At 62.0% G+C, this 16,886-nt stretch carries 14 protein-coding genes; 9 read left to right on the top strand and 5 right to left on the bottom strand.

Translation table 11 applies throughout. The features are described 5' to 3' along the window. Positions 1–19 precede the first annotated feature (19 nt). Positions 20–1,282 carry a divergent polysaccharide deacetylase family protein gene (locus tag ACYQ1P_RS14110; protein WP_460020976.1) on the top strand — a complete coding sequence of 421 codons (1,263 nt, stop codon included), beginning with the start codon at positions 20–22 and terminating at the stop codon, positions 1,280–1,282. Here ACYQ1P_RS14110 and trpE read toward each other — a convergent pair. Both trpE and ACYQ1P_RS14100 read right to left on the bottom strand, forming a co-directional pair. After that, positions 1,279–2,790, bottom strand: a complete 1,512-nt coding sequence (gene trpE, locus ACYQ1P_RS14105; RefSeq protein ID WP_460020975.1) for an anthranilate synthase component I — start codon at positions 2,788–2,790, stop codon at positions 1,279–1,281. The genes ACYQ1P_RS14110 and trpE overlap by 4 nt on opposite strands. Continuing rightward, positions 2,790–4,643 carry a SurA N-terminal domain-containing protein gene (locus ACYQ1P_RS14100; protein ID WP_460020974.1) on the bottom strand — a complete coding sequence of 618 codons (1,854 nt, stop codon included), beginning with the start codon at positions 4,641–4,643 and terminating at the stop codon, positions 2,790–2,792. The genes trpE and ACYQ1P_RS14100 overlap by 1 nt, the downstream gene beginning before the upstream one ends. Before the next feature lie 184 nt (positions 4,644–4,827). Between ACYQ1P_RS14100 and tpiA the strand changes: the two genes are divergently transcribed. From tpiA to kdsA, 4 genes are all read left to right on the top strand, one after another. Then, complete coding sequence (gene tpiA, locus ACYQ1P_RS14095; protein ID WP_460020973.1) at positions 4,828–5,589, top strand: triose-phosphate isomerase; 762 nt, start codon at positions 4,828–4,830, stop codon at positions 5,587–5,589. A gap of 297 nt (positions 5,590–5,886) precedes the next feature. Further along, positions 5,887–6,264, top strand: a complete 378-nt coding sequence (gene secG / locus ACYQ1P_RS14090; protein ID WP_460020972.1) for a preprotein translocase subunit SecG — start codon at positions 5,887–5,889, stop codon at positions 6,262–6,264. Between the two features lie 111 nt (positions 6,265–6,375). Further along, positions 6,376–8,001, top strand: coding sequence for a CTP synthase (gene pyrG, locus ACYQ1P_RS14085; RefSeq protein ID WP_460020971.1), 1,626 nt, complete (start codon positions 6,376–6,378; stop codon positions 7,999–8,001). A 1-nt stretch (position 8,002) separates the two neighbouring features. Further along, positions 8,003–8,848 (top strand): 3-deoxy-8-phosphooctulonate synthase, encoded by an 846-nt coding sequence (gene kdsA / locus ACYQ1P_RS14080; RefSeq protein ID WP_460020970.1) that lies wholly within the window; start codon positions 8,003–8,005, stop codon positions 8,846–8,848. Positions 8,849–9,476: 628 nt separating this feature from the next. Here kdsA and ACYQ1P_RS14075 read toward each other — a convergent pair. After that, positions 9,477–10,422, bottom strand: a protein-coding gene (locus ACYQ1P_RS14075) for an IS630 family transposase (protein ID WP_460018340.1) whose coding sequence is annotated in 2 segments (ribosomal slippage) — positions 9,477–10,082 and positions 10,084–10,422 — 945 coding nt in all. Because the reading frame shifts where the segments join, the coding sequence is not laid out codon by codon here. 579 nt (positions 10,423–11,001) lie between these two features. On the opposite strand from ACYQ1P_RS14075, the gene ACYQ1P_RS14070 reads away from it, so the two are divergent. After that, positions 11,002–12,624, top strand: coding sequence for a cation:proton antiporter domain-containing protein (locus tag ACYQ1P_RS14070; RefSeq protein ID WP_460020969.1), 1,623 nt, complete (start codon positions 11,002–11,004; stop codon positions 12,622–12,624). 6 nt (positions 12,625–12,630) lie between these two features. Here ACYQ1P_RS14070 and ACYQ1P_RS14065 read toward each other — a convergent pair whose 3' ends face one another. Continuing rightward, positions 12,631–13,290: a D-glycero-alpha-D-manno-heptose-1,7-bisphosphate 7-phosphatase gene (locus ACYQ1P_RS14065; RefSeq protein ID WP_460020968.1), complete on the bottom strand. Its 660-nt coding sequence runs from the start codon at positions 13,288–13,290 to the stop codon at positions 12,631–12,633. Further along, positions 13,287–13,877, bottom strand: a complete 591-nt coding sequence (locus ACYQ1P_RS14060; RefSeq protein WP_460020967.1) for a Rossmann-fold NAD(P)-binding domain-containing protein — start codon at positions 13,875–13,877, stop codon at positions 13,287–13,289. The genes ACYQ1P_RS14065 and ACYQ1P_RS14060 overlap by 4 nt, the downstream gene beginning before the upstream one ends. A gap of 202 nt (positions 13,878–14,079) precedes the next feature. Here ACYQ1P_RS14060 and ACYQ1P_RS14055 point away from each other — a divergent pair, with 202 nt between their 5' ends. The 3 genes from ACYQ1P_RS14055 to ACYQ1P_RS14045 are packed head-to-tail and all read left to right on the top strand — an operon-like array spanning position 14,080 to position 16,880. Continuing rightward, a complete protein-coding gene (locus ACYQ1P_RS14055; protein WP_460020966.1) occupies positions 14,080–14,655 on the top strand; it encodes a 2-oxoacid:acceptor oxidoreductase family protein in 576 nt (191 codons plus the stop codon). Next, positions 14,639–15,811 (top strand): hypothetical protein, encoded by a 1,173-nt coding sequence (locus tag ACYQ1P_RS14050; protein ID WP_460020965.1) that lies wholly within the window; start codon positions 14,639–14,641, stop codon positions 15,809–15,811. Before ACYQ1P_RS14055 ends, ACYQ1P_RS14050 begins: the two co-directional genes overlap by 17 nt. A gap of 1 nt (position 15,812) precedes the next feature. Beyond that, positions 15,813–16,880 (top strand): thiamine pyrophosphate-dependent enzyme, encoded by a 1,068-nt coding sequence (locus ACYQ1P_RS14045; RefSeq protein ID WP_460020964.1) that lies wholly within the window; start codon positions 15,813–15,815, stop codon positions 16,878–16,880. The last annotated feature ends 6 nt before the right edge of the window (positions 16,881–16,886 follow it).

The raw sequence follows: 16,886 nt of genomic DNA, 5'->3' as shown, positions 1-16,886 counted from the left end.
TTTGGGATTTGAAATAAAAATGCCGCGCACCTCCCCCAAGCCTTTGATCCGTTGGCTGCTTTATGGCGTCATTGCCGTGGCCACCCTGGGCCTGGGCTACGGCCTGGGGACGTTATTCCGCGATCCGGCACCGGCGGCAAAGAAAGTGTCGCAGGAAATTCCCTATTATCAACGCGACCAGGGCTGGGAGCCGCTCCATTCGCCGCCGTTGCCGCCGATTTTTCCCGATCCCATCGAGGAATTGGCCCATCTGGATCACCTGCCTTACGAAGAGGCCCTGCCGCACGATATCTACGAGGGGCCTGACAGCACTCCGGTGACGCCGCCCGAGGCGGCTCTGCCGCAGGCTCCGAAACCCTTTCTCCCGCCCCTTGCTGCGACGCCGCCGCCTGCGGTCGAGGTCGAGGAAACCAGCGCCGTGGCCCTGTTGGCCCGCGCGCCCAGACCGAATCATAAACCCAGAAATGAGATGCCGCCGCCCCGGTCGGCCCCGGTCGGCAAGGTCATTCAGGATCTGTTCCCGCTTGAACCGCCCGGTGCCGCGCCGCAGGTGGCCTCCCTGCCGCCACCGACGGCACCCTCCGCGACCGTGCCATCGGGGACGCTGGGGGGCGGGCCGGTGCTGGCCGTTGTCATCGACGACCTGGGAGTCGATCAGAAACGCACCGCGCAGGCCATCGCCTTGCCTGGGCCGTTGACCCTGTCCTTTCTGACCTATGCCGAAGACCTCTCCTCCCAGACCGCCGCCGCTCAGGCCGCAGGGCATGAACTGCTGGTCCATGTGCCCATGCAGCCGGGCAATGCCAAGCTGGACCCCGGACCGGAAGTGTTGGAGGTGGGATTGGACGCGGCGGAAATCCGTCACCGTCTGGATTGGGGGCTCAGTCAGTTCACGGGCTATGTGGGGATCAACAACCACATGGGCAGCAAGTTCACCGAGGATCTGGAGTCCCTGACCGTGGTGATGCAGGACCTAAAGGAGCGGGGTTTGTTCTTCCTGGATTCGCGCACCTCCGGCGCGACCAAGGGACCGGAAGCGGCGCGCCGGGTCGGCTTGCCCTTCGTCATGCGCAACGTCTTTTTGGATAATGTGAATCGCGACGATGCGGTCACCAAGCAATTGGAGATCCTGGAAAGACTGGCCCGTCGGAATGGGCGTGCCGTGGCCATCTGCCATCCGCGCGACGCCACCATCCGTATGTTGCAAAGCTGGCTCCCCGGTTTGGCCGCCAAGGGAATCACCCTGGTGCCGGTCAGTCGTCTGGTGAGAGACCTGGGCTAACCCGCAGACGCGAAGCGGACCGCTTCCTGGGCGGCGCGGACGATGGCGCGGGCCTTGTTGAGGCTTTCCTGGTATTCGCCCTCGGGCGTTGAATCGTGGACAATGCCGCCGCCCGCCTGGGCGTAGAGGGTGCCGTCCTTGATCAAGGCGGTGCGCAGGGCGATGGCCGTGTCCATGTCGCCGTTGGCACCGAAATAGCCGATGCAGCCGGCATAGAAACCGCGCCGTTCGGGTTCCAGTTCGTCGATGATTTCCATGGCCCGCACCTTGGGTGCGCCGGATACGGTGCCCGCCGGAAAGCCGCCGAACAGGGCATCCAGTTCGTCGGCCCGGTCGCGGTCCAGTTCGCCGACTACGTTGGAGACGATATGCATGACGTGGGAATAGTTCTCGATAATCGAACGCTCGGTGACTCGTACCGTGCCGACTTTTGCCACCCGGCCCACGTCGTTGCGGCCCAGATCGAGCAGCATCAGATGTTCGGCTAGTTCCTTCTCGTCGGACAGCAGGTCGGCGGCCAGCGCCTTGTCTTCCTCCGGGGTCGCGCCCCGGGGACGGGTGCCGGCGATGGGACGGATGGTTACTTCGCCGTCGCGTACCCGCACCAGCACTTCGGGACTCGATCCGACGATGGCGAAGTTGCCGAAATCCAGATTGAACAGATAGGGCGAGGGATTGAGTCTTCTGAGCGACCGATAGAGGGCGAACGGCGGCAGATTGAATGGCAGGCGGAAGCGCTGCGACAGCACCACCTGGAAAATATCCCCGGCCAGAATGTACTGCTTGGCCTTTTCCACCATCTGGTGGAACTGTTCGCGGGTCATGTTGGCCTGAGGCTCGCCCAGTTCGCGGCTCGCCGTCGGCCGCTCGCGGCGATAGGGCAGGGAACGCTGGAAGTCTGCCACCACGTCGGCCAGTCGGGTGCGGGCCAGATCATAGGCCGCCTCGGCGCTGATCCGCGAGGGGTCGGGCCAGATGGGGGTAATGACGGTGACCAGATCCTCGATGTTGTCGAACACGGCTATGACCGTCGGGCGCATGAAAATACCGTCGGGCACGCCGATGGGGTCTGGATTGTCGTCCGGCAGGGTCTCGATCTGGCGCACCATGTCGTAGGCCATGTAGCCGACCAGCCCGGCCGACATGGGCGGCAGTTTGTCCGGCAGGTCGATATGGGACTCGGCGAGTAGGGCGCGGAATGAGGACAGGCTGTCTCCGTCGCAGGGCTCGAACGCTTCCGGGTCCATGCGCGCCTGGCGGTTGATCTCGGCCCGCTGGCCGTGACAGCGCCAGATGATATCCGGCTTCAGTCCGATGAAGGAATAGCGGCCCCGGTTGGTGCCCTGGGTGACGGACTCCAACAAGAAACTGTTGCAGCGTCCGTCAGCCAGTTTCAGATAGGCCGACACCGGCGTTTCCAGGTCGGCCACTAGGGTGGTCCAGGCCACATGCGCCCGCCCCGAGTCATGGATCGTCTTGAAAGTCTCGAAATCGGGCAGGACCTGCATCACAGGGCCGCGTCCAGGACGCGCTGGTTGACGCTCACCCCGTACTGCAGACGCAAGGCATTGAGATACTGCACCATCAGATCGGAACTCATCTCCTGGGTCACCGCCGTGGTCAGGGCCGCCACTTTGGGCTTTTCATCGGTGGCCTGGGCATCGGGAACGGTGATTTCGCTCAGCCGGGCCACATAGGTGCCCTCGGGGCCGCTGGCGGTCACCACATCCCCCGGTGCAGCCTTGAACAGAGCCTCGATGAGGGTCACGGGGAGCGCCGAACCGGTGCCCGAACGCAGCAGCGGCGGGCTGGCGACCACTTCGGCCTGCACGGTTTGAGCCGCCTCGGCCAGGGGCAATCCGCCGCGCACCTGATCGGCCAGGGCTAGGGCCTTGTCTTGGGCGGCGCTGCCCTTGCGGGAGGCGGTCCAAGCGGCGATCACCTGGGCGCGGATGCTGTCTAGGGGCTTCAGGGTCGGGGGCGTCACATCGTCCACCCGAACGATGAAATAACCGTCGGCACCGAATTCCGTGAGCGGGCTTTCCTCGCCTGAGCCGAGGTCGAAGGCGACACGCAGAAAATCAGGATCGGCGGCCAGCCCCTCGGCAGAAAGATTCTCGGGATTCCGGCCATCGCTGTTCACCGCAGCAACCTGGACCAGTTTCAGGTTCAGGGATTGGGCGGCTTCTTCCAGGGTCGCGCCGCCGCCGAGGGTGTCTTCGAGACGGGTCGAGAGGGTGTATAGATCCTCGATGGACAGTTCGCGCGCCACTTCCTGGGTCAGTTCGGCGCGCGCCTCCTCGAACGATTTGACGCGGGGCGGTTCGATTTTCAGAACCTTGAACACATGCCAGCCAAACGAGCTTTTGACCGGTCCGCCGACCTGCCCTTCATCCAGCCCGAAGGCGACGTCGGCCAGTTCCGGCAGCGGCATGTCGTCCCGGCTCATGACCCCCAGATCGACTGCGCCGGGCAATTCACCACTGGCATTGGCTCCTTCGACCAGGGCCCGGGCGGCGGCCTCGTCGGGTACCACCACCTGCGACAGATGCCGCTGTTCAGGCAAATTGTAATCGGCGCTGCGCTCGGCGTAGAGTTCCTTCAGTCGCTCTTCGGGGACGGCGGTATTGCCCGCCAGTTCCTCGGCCCGCAGCGCCACATAGGTCAATTTGCGATATTCCGGCGCGGTAAACTGGTCGGCGTTCATTTGATGGAAGGCGGCCAGGGCGTTGTCGTCCGGAGCGCCGATATCAGTCACGATATCCTTGCGCACCAAAAAGGTCTCGGCGGTCCGGCGTTCCTCACGGTGGGTGAAGATCGGATCGACCAGGGCGCGCGGGGCGATCATGGCACCGCGCAAACTGTCGATCAGCATGCTGCGGCTGAGATCGCCGCGCAGTTGCTCGACCAGCATGCCTTCGGTCAGGTTGCTGGCTTGCAGGACCTGATTGAACTTGAAACGGTCGAACTGGCCGACCTCGTTCTGAAAGGCGGGCAGGTTCTGAATTTCTTCCCGCACCAGATTGTCGCTGACCGCCAGTCCCAGTTCATGGCTGGCCAGGGACAGCAGGTTGCGCTCGATCAGTCGATCCAGGACCGACTTGGGGATGCCCATGAGCTTGGCCTGTTCATCGGTGAAGTTGCCGCCCAGCAAACGCCGCATGTTCTCCAATTCACGCCGATATTCGGTTTCGAACTGAATGGGGCTGATGCTCAATTCCCCGATGTTGGCGACGGCTTGCGCCCCGGACCCGCCGCGCACGAAGTCTCCCACGCCCCAGGCAACGAAACTGAGAATCAATAAAACGAACAGAATCTTGATGACGATGGATTGGGAACGTGAACGAATGAATTCAAGCATGATGGGTCCGGTTTCTAAGGGGGCGGATCAACGGATAAAGTGAGCCGGATGATAGAAGCCGGGGCCAAGCCTCGCAACAACGAAAAACCCTACCCCGCGGAGTGGTGGCGGTGGCGCGTCTTTCATGCTAGACGATGGCCTGTCCATTGAGCATTTGAAACCGAATATTGGGGAGATCAAGACAATGACCGCACGACGTCCGATGATCGCGGGGAACTGGAAGATGAATGGCCTGCTGGCGGACAGCAAGGCCCTGGCGGCGGGGGTCGCGGCCAAGCGCAAGGCGTTGGGGGGCAGCGCGCCTTTCGATATTCTCGTCTGCCCGCCCTTTCCGCTCATTTCCACGGTGGCCGAAGCGGTTTCGGGGAGCGGCGTTGACGTCGGGGCGCAGGATTGCCACATGAACGTCAGCGGGGCCCATACCGGCGATACCAGCGCCAGCCTGTTGAAGGATGCCGGGTGCTCCTATGTCATCGTCGGCCATTCCGAGCGTCGCACCGATCACGCGGAGACCGATGCCATCGTCAAGGCGAAGGCCGAGGCCGGTCTGGCCGCCGGTCTGAAGGTCATCGTCTGCATCGGCGAGACCCTGGAAGAGCGCGAGGCGGGCAAGACCCTCGATGTCAACAAGTCGCAGCTCAACGGCTCCCTGCCGACCGGTGCCACGGCGGCCAACTGCATCATCGCCTACGAGCCCGTCTGGGCCATCGGCACCGGCAAGGTGGCGACCCCGGAGCAGGCCCAGGAAGTGCATGCGGCCATTCGTGCCGAGCTGAAGAAAATGATCGGCGGTGAGGCCGACGGCATGCGCATTCTCTACGGCGGCTCCATGAAGCCGGGCAATGCGGCGGAACTGATGTCGCAGGGCGATATCGACGGCGGCCTGATCGGCGGCGCGGCGCTCAAGGTCGAGGACTTCTGGGGCATCGCCGCAGCGGCCATGTGAGTTTGAGCGTCAGTATGCTTCGACACGCGGGCCTTGCCCGCTGCTCAGCATGAGGGTGTCTTTGCGAAATCGTAAAGCATCCTCATCCTGAGCCTGTCGAAGCCTCATCCTGAGCTTGTCGAAGCCTCATCCTGAGCTTGTCGAAGCCTCATCCTGAGCTTGTCGAAGGATGGATGTCGGTGGAGTATCCCGGACCCTTTTCATTTCCACTGGCATTCCCGGGACGAACCATGTAAAACGCCGCCACCGGGACGGCAGGTGTCGTTGCCGAGACTGTTTTCGTTCGCCGGAGGCCCAATGACTACCGTTTTGCTCGTCATTCATTTGTTGATCGCCATCGCCATGGTGGTCCTGGTCCTGTTGCAGCGGAGCGAGGGCGGTGCCCTGGGCATGGGCGGCGGCGGTGGCGGCGGTGGCATGAGCGGCTTCATGACCGGACGCGCGACGGCCAACCTGTTGACCCGGGCCACGGCGATTCTGGCCGCCATTTTCATGGTGACCAGCATGACCCTGGCCCTGATGGCCAACAACACCAACAAACCGACCTCGATTCTGGACGGTTCGGCCAAGACGACCAGCGAATCTCCGGTCGTGCCCGGGGCCGATGTGGTCGCTCCGGCGGCCCCCGCAGAGCCGGAAAAGCCGAGCGTGCCGACGGCCCCGCTGGCCGAATAATCGGTAAAAGCGGCGGATTTCTCCCGCTTCCCGGGGGCATGAAAAAGAGGGGGTCCGATGGCCGCCTCTTTTCGCTTTTGGGGACGCTCTGATCATGTATAGTGCGGGCCCATGGCGCGGTTCATATTCATCACTGGCGGTGTGGTTTCCTCTCTCGGCAAGGGGCTGGCCTCGGCTGCCCTGGGGGCGCTGTTGCAGGCGCGCGGCTTCAAGGTCCGTCTGCGCAAGCTCGACCCCTATCTGAATGTCGATCCGGGGACCATGAGCCCCTATCAGCACGGCGAGGTGTTTGTCACCGACGACGGGGCGGAGACCGACCTCGACCTGGGGCACTACGAACGCTTCACCGGCGTACCCTCGGCGCAGAGCGATAACGTCACCACCGGGCGTATCTATTCCGACGTCATCGCCAAGGAACGGCGCGGCGATTATCTGGGGGCGACTATTCAGGTGATTCCCCATGTCACCGACCGCATCAAAGACTTCATCCGCAGCAATATCGGCGAAGAGGATTTCATTCTCTGCGAGATTGGCGGCACGGTGGGTGATATCGAAAGCCTACCGTTTCTCGAAGCCATCCGTCAGTTCGGCAACGAGGTGGGGCCGGGGCAGGCGCTCTATATGCACATGACTCTGGTCCCCTACATTCCGGCGGCGGGGGAACTGAAAACCAAGCCTACTCAGCATTCGGTCAAGGAGCTACAGCAGGTGGGTATTCATCCCAACGTGTTGTTGTGCCGTTCCGACCGCGAGATTCCGGCTGGGGAGCGGCGCAAGATCGCCCTGTTTTGCAACGTGCGCGAGGAAGCCGTCATTCCCTGCCTCGATGTGGATAACATCTACCGGGTGCCCCTGAGCTATCATGCGGAGGGCCTCGACGATGTGGTCTGTAAGCATTTCGGGCTGGCCGCGCCGCAACCGGACCTGTCGGTCTGGGAAGAGATTACCCACCGGCTGCTCAACCCCGAAGGCGAAGTGACCATCGCCGTGGTCGGCAAATATACCGGCCTGCTCGACGCCTATAAATCCCTGGCCGAAGCGCTGACCCATGGCGGTATTGCCAATAACGTCAAGGTCAACCTGCGATGGCTGGAGGCGGAGATCTTCGAGGAGGACGATGCGGTCCTGCATCTGGAAGGGGTGCATGGGATTTTGGTGCCGGGCGGCTTCGGAGAACGTGGCGCGGAAGGCAAAATCGCTGCCGTGACCTTTGCCCGCGAGCGCGGCGTGCCCTATTTCGGCATCTGTTTCGGCATGCAGATGGCGGTGGTCGAGGCGGCGCGCAATCTGGCTGGAATTGCCAGGGCCAGTTCCTCCGAATTCGGCCCCTGCGACGAACCGGTTGTCGGTCTGATGACCGAGTGGATGGGCGATGACGGGGTGCAGCAGCGCGACGCGGAAACCGATCTGGGCGGTTCCATGCGTCTTGGCGCCTACGACTGCGAGACCCTGCCCGACACCCGGGCACGGGCCATTTATGGTCAGGCCATGATCAGCGAGCGCCATCGCCACCGCTACGAAGTCAATCTGAACTACAAGATGCGCCTGGAGGCCGCCGGGGTGGTGTTCTCTGGCCTGTCGCCGGACGGATTGCTGCCGGAAATCATCGAATTCAAGGACCATCCCTGGTTCGTCGGCGTGCAGTTCCACCCGGAACTGAAGTCCAAGCCGTTCGAGCCCCATCCCCTGTTCACCTCTTTCATCGAGGCGGCGGTCAAGCAGTCGCGGCTGGTGTGACATGACCAGACATCTGCACGTTACCGCGGGTTCCGTCACCTTCGGCAACAATCTGCCGCTGGCGGTGATCGCCGGGCCGTGTCAGATGGAAAGCCGCGCCCAGGCCCTGGAAATTGCCACGGCGCTCAAGGAAATGGCCTATCGACTGAATATCGGTCTGGTGTTCAAGGCTTCCTTCGACAAGGCCAATCGCACCAGCATCGGCGGCAAGCGCGGCATCGGCATGGACAAGGCGCTGCCGGTGTTCGAAGAAATCCGCGACAAGATCGGCCTGCCGGTGCTCACCGACGTGCATGAAATTTCCCAATGCGCCCCGGTGGCCGAGGTGGTGGATATTTTGCAAATCCCGGCTTTCCTGTGCCGCCAGACCGACCTCGTGGTCGCCGCCGCCCATACGGGCCGGGTGGTCAATGTCAAGAAAGGCCAGTTCCTGGCTCCCTGGGACATGCGCCATGTGGTGAGCAAGGTCACCGAGAGCGGCAATCCCAACGTCATGATCACCGAGCGCGGCTCATCGTTCGGCTACAATACTCTGGTGGTCGACATGCGCGGTCTGCCCCGGATGGCCAGGGACAGCGGCGCCCCGATTATTTTCGACGCCACCCATTCGGTGCAGCAACCGGGCGGGCAGGGCGGCTCCTCCGGCGGCGAGCGGGTTTATGCCCCGGTGCTGGCCCGCGCTGCGGTCGCCGTCGGCGTGGCGGGCGTCTTTATCGAGACCCACCCCGACCCCGACCACGCCCCTTCCGACGGCCCCAACATGATTCCCCTGAATCAGCTTCAGGGTATTTTGGAAACGCTGATCGAATTTGACTCCCTCGCCAAGGGACGCCCGGTCGATCTGTGAGGGGCGGCGTCCTTACTTGAAAACAAGCGGCCTCCTCATGCTGAGATGGCTTAATCGTTCGCCCTGAAAAACGTCTATCTGCTTGATATTGCGTATTCCTGAAGATCCAGTGACACCCCCATTAAACGGCAGATTTTGTTTTAACACGGCATTGACGTCCCGTATTGGGCAGAAGGACGTGTTTCTTCTCACCGCCAATCACTCAGATCGGGCGGTTTTGGGATGAATTGGTGTTGTTTGAGCAGATTCATCCCCTTAAAGCCCGGTGATCATGGAAGATCAGACGGTCCATATTGTAGGCGAGGGTGGCCGACTACTTCGCGTTCGCCTAGGCCATCGATTTGGGCATGGCTTTACCCTTGAGCTTGCGCCGGTTGATACGACTGGTCAGGATCTTGCTCGCCAGCCATTTCTCGTTGCTTTGCGAGCGATAGGCGCTGTCGGCTCAGACCTCCGAGGCAGTGTTCTACGTGCTGACGACCATTCTGATCTGCCACCCGCCCTTGGCCCCATCGCCGTAGCCCAGACCAGCGACCAGCCAGCCGCGGAAAATCTCAAAATCCACCACCGCATTCGGCACCTCCAACGGATCGCCGTCCCGGCTGATTGCCTCTAGAGCGGGATGAATTTAGGTTGGTCCATATCCGGCGTTTCTGACGAGGTTGGCGCATTCCTGCGGCGGGAAGGCATCGAGTAGCCTTCCGATGGCCTCGCAGAGCGCATCGACGGTGCGCGCGGCCTCCTTGCGCAGCAGATGCTTGAGTTTGGCAAAGACCTGCTCGATGGGGTTCAGGTCGGGGGAGTATTTCGGCAGGAAGAACAGCTTGGCACCCGCGCCTCGGATGAGGCGGCGGATGGCTTCGCCCTTGTGGCTGCCGAGATTGTCCATGACCACGATATCGCCGGGCTTGAGGGTGGGGATGAGCACCTTCTCGACATAGACCCGGAAGCGTTCGCCATTGATCGGCCCGTCGAGAACCCAGGGCGCCTCAATGCGGTCGTGGCGGAGCGCGGCGAGGAAGGTCATGGTTTTCCAGTGGCCATACGGCACCTTGGCGTCGAGCCTTTGGCCGACCGGCGCCCATCCCCGGAGCGGCGCCATGTTGGTCTTGGTCCAGGTTTCGTCGATGAAGACTAGGCGATCAATGGCCACCCGGTCCTGATACGCCTTCCACTGTTCACGCTTACGCGCCACGTCGGGCCGATCCTGTTCCCTGGGAAGGACGCTTTTTTTTGAAACTCAGTTTTTCGGCATGCACGAATTCCCAGACGCTGCGGTAGTCGACCATCACCTTGCGCTCGGCCAGTTCCGCCACCAACCCACGCAACGTGAAGTCCTTCTCCTTGCACCGCTGGATAAGCCAATCACGGTGTTCTCCTCGGATTGTCTTCGGCCGGTTCCCTCCCATCTTGTCGGGCGCAACACTGCCCGTCTCGCGGAAACGGGTCACCCAGCGGATGACCGAACTGACACCAACGGCAAACCGCGCCGCAGCTTGGTGCCGAGAGAGGCCGCCTTCCTCAACGGCGGCGACCACACGCTCGCGGAGATCGTTCGAATAGGGTTTCGTCATCCATACTGGCCTCCTTTTCCAGCCAGTATGTTGAATCAGAATTGCGAGACTTTGGGAATCCCCTTTCGATTCACTCCGGCTTCATCCCGCTCTAGGTACTCCGATAAACTGAATAAACCGCGCTGTTCCATCCGTCATCCCCCGACCTTCACAATACGGAAAATGAATCATATTTCGCACGAAAACAGCAGGGTAAATGCGGGTGTCCAGCTTGGAGCCCGGACACGCTTTCTCCCTTGACGGCTGTTAAAGAAGCTTGTCAAGGCATGTGTCGCCACATTCACCAAATCTGGCTTTTTCAGCAAGCTGTTCGGTCAACAACGGCACCCCGAGACCCTCGGCGATGCTGTCGGCGCATTGGATCTCGTCACCGCCGCGAGCCACGGGCCGGGAAAGGGTGGATGTGTTTGCCAAATCATTCGGCCAAGGCACCCTTCCTGGTTCCCAAAAGGGATGGGACTGGCTATGATTGAACGTGAATTTCGTGGACTTTCGAGCATGTGGATCTGTCGTAGGAAGGAACACATGGCCGTTGTCTTCCGAGCCACCTTCGTTGTTTCCGGCGGCCAAGACTGAATCATGGAAACCCTCCTGATTTCCATCGACTATCGCGATCCGGCGTGGATCGCCATCGCGTTTGCCTTCGGCCTGCTGTTTCAACAGGTTCGATTGCCGCCCATGGTCGGCTTTCTGGTTGCGGGATTTGTCCTCAATGCCCTGGGCGCGGAAGCCGACGTGTTTCTCAAGGCGGCCGCTGACCTCGGCATTACCCTGCTGTTGTTTACCATCGGATTGAAGCTGCGCCTTGGCACCATGATCAAAACCGAGGTCTGGGCGACGACGGGGGCGCACATGGCCGGGTCCATCCTGCTCACCTTCGTCATGCTGTGGGGACTGGGGGGGGCCGGAGTCCTGATGTTCGATCAGTTGACACCTTTGACCATCCTCATGCTGGCCTTCGCCTTTTCGTTTTCCAGTACCGTTTTTGCCGTCAAGACCCTGGAAGAACGCGGGTCCATGTCCTCCCGTTACGGCCAGGTGGCGATTGGCATCCTGGTTATGCAGGACATGGCGGCGGTGGCGTTTCTTGCCTTGTCGACCGGCAAGGTCCCGTCGCCCTGGGCCTTGCTGTTGTTGGCGCTGATTCCGGGGCGTCATCTTTTGGGGCGGGTTCTCGGTCTGGCCGGGCACGGTGAACTGTTGACCATCTTCGGATTCGCGCTGGCCCTCGGTGGCGCGGCGACGTTCGAAATGGTTGGGATGAAGGCCGATCTCGGGGCGCTGGTGTTCGGCGTCCTGCTGTCCGGTCATCCGAAGGGCCGCGAGTTGGCAAACAGCCTGATGGGGTTCAAGGAGGTCTTTCTCGTCTGTTTCTTCCTGACCATCGGGCTGACCGGTCTGCCGACCCTGGAGTCATTCCTGACGGCGCTGGTTCTGCTGTGCTTCGTGCCCCTGAAGTCTGTGCTGTTCTATTTGTTGCTGACCCGGTTTCGGCTGCGTTCCTGGGGGGCGAGTCTGGCCTCCCTGGCCCTTGGGACCTACAGCGAATTCGGCCTGATCGTCACGGCGATTGTTGTTTCGGGGGGCTGGCTGGCACCGGAATGGGTCACCGTGACGGCCTTGACGGTCGCCGCTTCGTTCATTCTGGCGGCACCGTTCAATGTCCAGTCCAATGTCCTCTACGCACGGTTCCGCAGCCTGTTGAAGAGACTGGAAAGCAAAAAACGGTTGCCCGGCGACGAGAATATCGTGCTCGGCGATGGGCGGATATTGATCTTCGGCATGGGCCGGGTGGGGCTGGCGGCCTATGATCAGGTCCATGAACAGTTGGGCGACTGTATTCTCGGCATTGATCAGGACGAAATTCGGGTCCAAAATCTGGCCGCGAGTGGCCGGAACGTGGTGCTGGGAGACGCCACCAGTCTGGAATTCTGGTCCCGTCTGGATCAGGGTGCCCAGGGAGCCGACTTCGTACTTTTGGCTCTGCCCAATCAATCGGCCAATCTTGCGGCGGCGCGGCAATTGCGTCAGCGGGCCTATATCGGGCCGATCGTGGCCACGGCGAAATATCCCGACGAGTTGGAGCTTCTCAAGGCAAACGGTGTGGACGAGGTGTTCAACATCTACTCGGAAGCCGGGGCCTCCGCAGCAACGCGCTTGCAGATGTTCATCGAAACGGAGCCGGTCGATCCATCCCGGTGAACCGTTTTAGCTCAGGATTGGCAAGTTCAATCCCTCGGCGATGCTGTCGGCGCAGCGCACCTCATAGCCGTCGCGCGCTTCCGCCCGCACCGCGTCCAACTCGCCCTCACGGGAGCCGTGACCGGTCAGCACATGCAACCCGCCAGCTAATCCGGCGTTGCGACCAGCGGCGATGTCGCTGGCCCGGTCACCGATGATCCAGGACGACTTCATGTCCAGGCTCATCTGGGCCGCCGCGCGCAGCAGGAGCCCCGGGTTGGGCTTGCGGGCCGGGTGGCTGGGATGGCCGTAGGGCGGCTGACCGGACTTGTGATGCGGGCAGGCGTAGACGGCATCCAGATGCGCCCCCTGGGCGGCCAGCAGGTCGATCAGACGCGCCTGGGTGGCGGCGAATTCCGGCCAGCCATACATGCCCCGGGCAATACCCGCCTGATTGGTCACCAGAACGACCGCCCGTCCCAGGTGGTTGGCGCGGACAATGACCTCCGCCGCGCCGGGAATGAGAATCGTTTTATCCGGTTCGTGCAGGTAGTTCACTTCCACCACCACCACGCCGTCCCGGTCGAGAAACAATGCCGGGCCGGGGCGCGGGGCCGGGGTCAGGCATTGGTTCCAGATCAATTCGTCATCAATGAAAGCCCCGTCGGGCAGGTCGAACGCATTCATGTGGAAGGGCTCGCCTGGGTCGGGATCGTGGTCCCGGAGCGGATGACCCGTCCGGCCCCGCCCAGCAGGGCCATCAACAGGTCGCAAACCTCGTCGTCGCGGGACCCGGGGGAGACCAGCAGGGCCACATGATGGAGGTCCTCCGGCAGTGAGGCCCCGAGCACGCGACCCCCTGCCGCGTCATCAATCAACGCCAGCAGACGCATTTGATGTGGAGGCATCTCCCGGGCCAGATCCCGGGCCAATCCGCTGAGTCCGGACAAACGACGACGCCACAGGTCGGAGGCTTCGTCGTCCTGGGGCAGGGGACCGAGGTCGCTGCCGTCGAGAATCAGCACATCCACCTTTTCCAGTTCCAGAATCAGCACATCGCGAGTCACCGGATGGGCCAGTTCCCCGGGAATCGCTGCGATGGTGGCGATGCTGTCCGGTTGCAGGGCATCGGCCAGGGCCTGCATATCCGGTTCGCGTCCTCCGGCCAGAAACAAATGACAGGGGGTGCGGGCCAGACGCGCCGCGACCGAGCGTCCGAGCGGCCCGAACGGCCCGGCAAGGAGCAATGTGAGAGGCGGCGCGTCTTGGGTCATGATCTTCCGGTGAAATGGAGTCGCAACGGCAGGATCCTATCCTCCACTCCGGGATGTCGCAACGCGGGCATTGCAACATATTGGTTTTAAAGCGTTGTTGGGTGGTGGTTGATCTGTGTCACGGCATTTGAAAGTATGGCCCCCTAATCAAAGCACGATCACGGTCAACGTGACTTCAATCTCTTGGAAGGAATACCCAGAAATGATGGAAATCCGCATCCATGGTCGGGGCGGGCAGGGCAATGTGGTCGCTGCCTATGTGCTGGCGACGGCGGCCTTCGAAGACGGCCGATATTGTCAGGCCTTTCCGGCCTTCGGAGCCGAACGCCGGGGCGCGCCGGTGGTCGCCTTTGTCCGTGTGTCCCACTCCCAGATCCTGCAACGGGACGAGGTCAAGACCCCGTCCTTCCTGATCATTCAGGACGAAACCCTGTTTCATGAAAAGGGCCTGACCAAGGGCCTGCGCAAGGGGGGCGGCATTCTCATCAATTCGAACCGCACGTCCGAACAATTGAAGGACCTGTACGGCGAAGACATGGTGGCCATTCCGGCCACTCAGATGGCGATTGAAAACGTCGGTCGTCCGGTGCCCAACGTGGCGCTGCTCTCGGCTTTTCTGGAAATGACCGACATGTTGCCGCAGGCGGCGCTGAAAAAAGCCTTGAGTCAGCGTTTCAAGGCCCATGTGCTGGAAAACAATCTGCGTCTGGCCCATCAGGCGGCCAAGGCGGTGGAAACGGGACTCTGGAAGGAGAAATCCAATGCGGCAAGCGCTTGAGGGTTCACAGGCGATCGCCAAGGCGGTAGCTCTTTGTCGTCCCGCTGTGGTGGCGGCCTATCCGATCACCCCACAGACCCACATCGTCGAGAATATTTCCAAGCTGGTGGCCGACGGGGAACTGAAGACCGAACTGGTCAGCGTGGAAAGCGAGTTTTCCGCCGCGTCGGTCGCCTTGGGTGCCGCCGCCGCCGGGGCGCGGGCCTACACGGCCAGTTCGTCGCAGGGCATCATGCTGATGTGCGAAGTGTTGTTCAACATCGCGGGCCTGCGTGTGCCCATGGTGTTGACCTGCGCCAACCGGGCGGTCGGTGCGCCGCTGAACATCTGGAATGACCAGTCCGACAGCATGGCGGTGCGGGATTCCGGCTGGATTCAGCTCTATTGCTCCGATAACCAGGAGGCCGTGGATACCATGATCCAGGCCTATCGCATCACCGAGAAGACCGAAATTCCGGTGATGGTCTGCATGGACGGGTTCATTCTCACCCATACCCTGGAAGTCATCGACATTCCCGATGCAGCGCAGGTGGACAAGTATCTGCCTCCCTACACATTCAAGCGGACTTTGGATCCTGCCGATCCCATCAGCGTCGGCACCCTGGTGACGCCGGAATTTTTCTCCGAGGTGCGGCACTCGCACCATATGGCGATGTTGCGGGCGCAAGAGGAAATCGTTGCGGCGGACAAGGCGTTCGGCAAACAGTTCAAGCGCAGCTATGGCGGTCTGTTGACCGAATACGGAGACGAGAAAGCCTCCGTGGCGATCATGACCCTGGGGTCGGTTTTGGGCACGTTGCGGGCCGGCATGGAAGCCTACAAGCCTCGGCGCAAGACCAAACTGATCAATTTGCGCTGTTTCCGGCCTTTCCCCGAGGAGGCCATTCGGGCCGCCTGCGAGGGGGTCAAGGATCTGATCGTCATGGAACGGGCCTTCTCCGCAGGGATGGGGGGCATTGTCGGCACCGAGGTGCGGGCCGCCCTGTCCGGCATGAAAAATCCGCCGAAGGTGCACAACGTAGCGGTTGGTCTGGGGGGGCGCGATGTTCCCATCGATATGTTCCCGCGTCTGATGGAGGCTCTCAAGGAGGGCACCATTTCCGAATTCTCGGTATTCGACGTTGATCTGGACAAGCTCCCCAAGGAGGATCGCTGACATGGCCGCGAAAAAGAACAATCCCGAACGTCTGCGCGAATTGCGCAACAAGCACGGTCGGGAAGAGAGTACGGATCTGCCGCAGGCGGAAGCCGCTCCGCAGAAAGACGCCCGGCAACTGCAACCCCGGTTCCGCGGTCTGGAAGCCGGTCATCGGGCCTGTCAGGGCTGCGGTGAGGCCTTGGCCGCCCGTCTGGTGACCGAGGCCGCCGGACCCGACGTCATGATCGCCAACGCCACCGGTTGCCTGGAGGTTTTCACCACCCCCTGGCCGCAGTCGGCCTGGCGGGTGCCATGGATTCATTCGCTGTTCGAGAACGCCTCGGCGGTCGCCTCGGGCATGGAAGCGGCCATGAAGGCCCAGGGCAAATCGACCAAGGTCCTGGCCTTTGGCGGCGACGGCGGCACCTTCGACATCGGCTTCCAATCCCTGTCGGGGATGTTGGAGCGCGAACATAACGTGCTGTATGTGTGCTACGACAACGAAGCCTACATGAACACCGGCATTCAGCGCTCCGGCTCGACGCCCCATTCGGCGCGCACCACCACCTCACCGCCGGGCAAGGCCAGCATGGGCAAGCGGCACCTGAAGAAGGATCTGCTGTCGATCATCGCGGCGCATCATATTCCCTACGCCGCCAGCACCTCGGTGGCCTATCCGGCGGATATCCGGCGCAAGGTGCGGCGGGCCATGGAGATCACCGGTCCGACGTTCCTTTTGGTGCATAGCCCCTGTCCGTTGGGATGGGGTCATGACGGGGCCAAGACCATTGAGGTGGCGCGGCTGGCCGTGCAGACCGGATTGTTCCCGCTGGTCGAGATGGAACGCGGCGAGGTGACCGATGTGATGCCGATCCGCAATCCGCGTCCGGTGACCGACTATCTCAAGGAGCAGGTCCGGTTCCGCCATCTGTTTGCCCCGGATGATCCGCGCGCCCTGGAGGAGCGGGAGCATTTGCAGGCGCTCGCCGATTACAATATCGAGCTGTACGGTCTGTATGGCGACGATGTGGACCCGTTGGATACCGACGGCGCCGACGCGGTGCGCCGCGGCGGTCTGGCCAACTAGACGGAA

Source organism: Magnetospira thiophila, from assembly GCF_054657015.1.
Note: the sequence above shows the minus strand (reverse complement) of the source record. Positions and strands in the feature narration are given on the sequence as shown.